At 35.9% G+C, this 4,217-nt stretch carries 5 protein-coding genes; 3 read left to right on the forward strand and 2 right to left on the reverse strand.

The genetic code is table 11. The features are described from left to right. Positions 1–235, forward strand: a 235-nt coding sequence (locus ABEQ74_RS29830; RefSeq protein WP_430125963.1) for a hypothetical protein, incomplete at its 5' end; no start/stop codon positions are given. A gap of 350 nt (positions 236–585) precedes the next feature. On the opposite strand, the gene ABEQ74_RS29835 is transcribed toward ABEQ74_RS29830, so the two are convergent. Continuing rightward, positions 586–1,611 (reverse strand): hypothetical protein, encoded by a 1,026-nt coding sequence (locus tag ABEQ74_RS29835; protein ID WP_430125965.1) that lies wholly within the window; start codon positions 1,609–1,611, stop codon positions 586–588. A 692-nt stretch (positions 1,612–2,303) separates the two neighbouring features. Beyond that, a complete protein-coding gene (locus ABEQ74_RS29840; RefSeq protein ID WP_430125967.1) occupies positions 2,304–2,585 on the reverse strand; it encodes a hypothetical protein in 282 nt (93 codons plus the stop codon). A gap of 475 nt (positions 2,586–3,060) precedes the next feature. On the opposite strand from ABEQ74_RS29840, the gene ABEQ74_RS29845 reads away from it, so the two are divergent. Then, entirely contained in the window at positions 3,061–3,249 is a 189-nt protein-coding gene (locus ABEQ74_RS29845; protein WP_430125969.1) for a Spo0E family sporulation regulatory protein-aspartic acid phosphatase, read from the forward strand. A 439-nt stretch (positions 3,250–3,688) separates the two neighbouring features. After that, positions 3,689–4,075 (forward strand): dipeptidyl aminopeptidase, encoded by a 387-nt coding sequence (locus tag ABEQ74_RS29850; RefSeq protein WP_430125971.1) that lies wholly within the window; start codon positions 3,689–3,691, stop codon positions 4,073–4,075. The last annotated feature ends 142 nt before the right edge of the window (positions 4,076–4,217 follow it).

The raw sequence follows: 4,217 nt of genomic DNA on the forward strand, positions 1-4,217 counted from the left end.
GCTGCTCGGGTTACCTGCAGCTTCAGGATGGCCATTGGCTACTGTTTCGGCCAACTATCTATCCTTAGAGGTTTTCCGGACCAAACAAACTATAGTGCTACGCTTTCTTTTTACTAATGCTTACTTCCTTACGCATTCTTTACGAGAAACAATGGAATTAGAAAATATCCAAGATATATATAATAAACTTTCTATAATCCAAGCTGGTAAACATGAAATAAAAAATGATATCTGAAATGCAATATAGCCGATATCCATCCAAATCGAGTCACGTGTTGTGTCTACAGAAAGTAAGGAGCACAATCTATGAAAACTATCTCTTTTTAAAAACTGTTTGATTGTTAGCTCTGGTGCCCTTTTATCTCCAAGATAACGAGCAAGTATAACAATAGTATCGAGCATTAGTATGATAGCTGTTATAAACCCATATATAACAAAAAAGGTCCAAAACTCAAAACTAGAGTTCAATCCGAACCAACTCATTATAATTCCTCCTAAAATCTTGGGTGTTCCCAGATCCGGACGTATAATATGCACTGCCTAGTCATTGACTAGGCAATTCTTAGCATGCGCACGTTGTAGAGTTTATCTATTTCTCAGCATAGCTTTGTATTGTTTTACAGCATCTTGATAGCATGTGCGGAAGAAACCAATTGGATTGCTTAACTGAACTTTCATCTTTATTTGAAAATTATCGGTATCTACTTGGATAGTGCGATCATTATATAAGAGACATGCGATTCTAACGACTTCCGCATCAAGTTGATGTGTAAATTGATTATGTAGCATTGTATATATTTCTAAAATATGATATTCGGTCATAGTTTGATTATCAGCAATGTAACTATTCGCTAGGAATGTTCTTAATGAGTCAAAAATAATATCTTTACTACCAATTTCAAAATTAGAGGTGCTGGCGGTTTCCGCCTGCGCCGACAAACATTCATTCATATTTCTTTGTAATGTAATCTCTGGTATTGCTGCTCCATGAAGGTGTTCCGAAGCTTCATTTTGATTGTACGGAGAACTATTTTGAACGCTTGAATCTCCAAAACCAGGGTTCGAAGCTCCGTTTTCGTCATCCGAAGCTCCATTTTGGAGGTTGCTATCTCCAATTTGATTCTTCGAAGCTCCAATTTGGATTTCCGCTTGTAACAGTCGATTTAGCGCCTCATATTTTTCTAGGTGATAACCTATTTTGTTCAGATCAATCATGATCTTAATAAAATCTACTCTGTATTGAAGAGTCTTGTCCCAAGAGTAATTAGGGTTTCTTCTTTCACTTAACCAGCCATTATCAACTAGATGTTTTAAATGTCTTCTTATGGTTTGTGGACTCATTCCAAGCATTAACTCGTCAGAAAGCTCCTCAGCTTTCTTATAAATCCAACCGTATTGCTTCTGCATAGGATTATTAATTCCATTTACTTTCATTCGATCCGATTCTTCAGTAATAAGGCGATCATGATCTTCCACACGCTCAGACCAGTATATAAATTGATTTAGGATTAATGCCTTTGCAAAATCACCTGTCAATATAACCAGTTCTTCTTTAATGATTGCTCTCTTTAACTTTTTGGGACGAATATAGTCCATATCATTTTTTTGCATAGTTATCACTGTACCTTTCTAGTTAAATGGAAAATAAAGGGAAGACATGGTCCGTTTTTCAATAGAGCACATATTGGGTATAAGCATTAAAGTAACTAGGATAGGAATATAATTATCTATTATGAATTTTTCATATACTGACGATTTCATAATAGGGGGATCATGTTGTGAGCTATTTTCTTAGGAAATCATACGACACAAGAACTCCACTCTTTCATTCAAGAGAACTTACGTTCTGTGAAAACTCGTCTCAAAACTCTATCGCTCTCAATTACCTTTTTTAAGAATTAAAGGAGCGATATGTAAGTTAAATCATTTAAATATAATTATTAATTTAAGTTAGCGTGAAAACCAAAAAAGCCACAGACCCGTCTATATAAAGACAAATCGTGGCTAGTAACACTTGAAAATGATACGACTATGTGGTAAATTTAATTTAAATCAACACCAAAAACGAGGTATTGAGATAAGGTACCGCATAGTCATTGTGTTAAGCTTTGATTCATCCGATGGTCTAGATCGGGCGTTTCAGTCGTCCTGGTAATAGAGTTGGCGCTCTATTAATCAGGCTGCTTAATTCAATGGCTATTTTATTTTCAACGACCAATTTAGTTATCCACATTTTAGCACACGCTCATAGAAAACAAAAGAGAAACTTAGTGTGCATAACTCTATGGTTCGACCATTTTCAACTACTTAGTCATCATTTTTTGTCTTGACTGAAATATTGGTTTAAACCAACCTCGTTGTAATAAGCCATGTTTATAGCCTATATGGTAAGCAAGTTCTTGAGACTGTATGTTGATCTCATGAAATAGACTCTCTATCTCCATAATTTCATCGCTATGATCGGGTAACTGTTTAAGCAATTCTTGAAACTTCGTGCCAACTTTCCTATAGAGCTTGCCATTTTTTCTTTCAGTTAACTCTAAAGCTTCCTCAATATTCTCTTGTTGCCCTCTTACACTAGACATCTAGAAGCCCTCCTTTCATTTCCAGACCCAAAGCCCCACTAACATTACCTGAAAATAAGTATTTTTGCTCTTGTTGTAATGCATTACAGGGAAAATTGTACCATGAATCTCCATTGTTTTTTGTCGAATTATGACAGCAATTGATGAGAATCGAGGCTAGTCTCGATTTCTATTGACAGCTTTATAGAAGTATGTCTTTATGGTTCCCCGATTAGTTCCGTTTATTGGTTCCAATAACATCAGATCTGGAGAAACACTGATATATCAAGGTTTCTCATAAATTGTATACCACTCCTCATTTGGGAACCGCTAATGGGAACTATAATCACCACCTATCAATTCAGTAACTCAAACAGTGCATTTTATAACTTATAAAGTTAATTATAAACTATATAAGTTATTTTTGTCTAGACTTATAACCTTTATTGTTATAAAATAACCTTGTAAGTTATTTTATAGGATTGAGGTGGGATAAGTGGATGAATACCAAACTTTAATTACAAAATTCGAGTTATTACGACATGAATTGAATTTACTTAATGAAAGTTATCCTTTAGAATCTCAGGAAGTAATCACTAAATCCCAGGAACTCGATCGCCTGCATAACGAAATTGAAGCGTACAAGAAAAATAGACATACTAAACGAGTAAGCAGCTCTAATTAACAAAACAAAAAAGTCGCATAGGCGGCTTTTTTGTTTTCTGGACTTCCTACTCATGGATATCCTTTTATTTGAGTAATAAACTTAAAGGGCTGAACCTGATTAACTCTATTAGCAATCAGTTATTTATGCTTAGAGATCTTAATGTATTTATGAGCGATTACTTCTCTCTATTATTCCCCACCTACTAGGCACTAATTATTGCCTAAATAAGTCAAGCCCAGACCAAGACGGCCTCTGTCATATCATCTCAACTAGTCCTGCATCTTCTATCCCTGCATTGACCTCCAAATAGTGCAGGTTATTTCAAATACTATCGTGGGAAAGGAGCTTTTAATGATAATGGAACGGAATCTTTATAATTATCTTCAGAGATCTGCTGAAAAACTAGGCGCTCTTCCTTTGCCAAATGAAATGCAAGTATTGAAGTGAATATTACTCAATGGTGGATCACAAAGAAATATTCGGAATTCAGATACTAGAAGGTACAGAAGGTACTCAAATGGGCAAAGCAGGCTTTTTCTGTGTTAAAGACATTCTATTTATCGACTTATGGGAACCGAAGAAAAACTATCGTGTACCCCGATTTCATACCAGATCAGGTGTATATACCGTAGCCTTAACGTTGGAATCATGTCGTCTCGGTTTCCCAAACCTAGTATCTTTAGATAATGGAAATCTAGTTAACTTAGATCAAGTAGATTACATAGATCCGACTGCATTCGGAATCATTGTCCGTTTTAAAGGAACCAATATCACAACGAGTATGGCTCAGTACAAAGAAAAGCACTTCAAACATTTATTAAAAGAGAATAATAATTCGAACTAACTCCTGCAGTATCACAGGATTTTTTTTGTTGCATTAGATCCTGCTGCTTCAAACGACCATCGGCTATATCAGCAGCAGCCGGCACCCCTAGCATCCTGGTGCGTCATCCCGATACGCTAGGAAGCTGCTCGGGTTACCTGCA

The organism is Paenibacillus solani, assembly GCF_050475945.1.
In the GTDB taxonomy this organism is placed as follows: Bacteria; Bacillota; Bacilli; order Paenibacillales; family Paenibacillaceae; genus Paenibacillus_AQ; species Paenibacillus_AQ solani_A.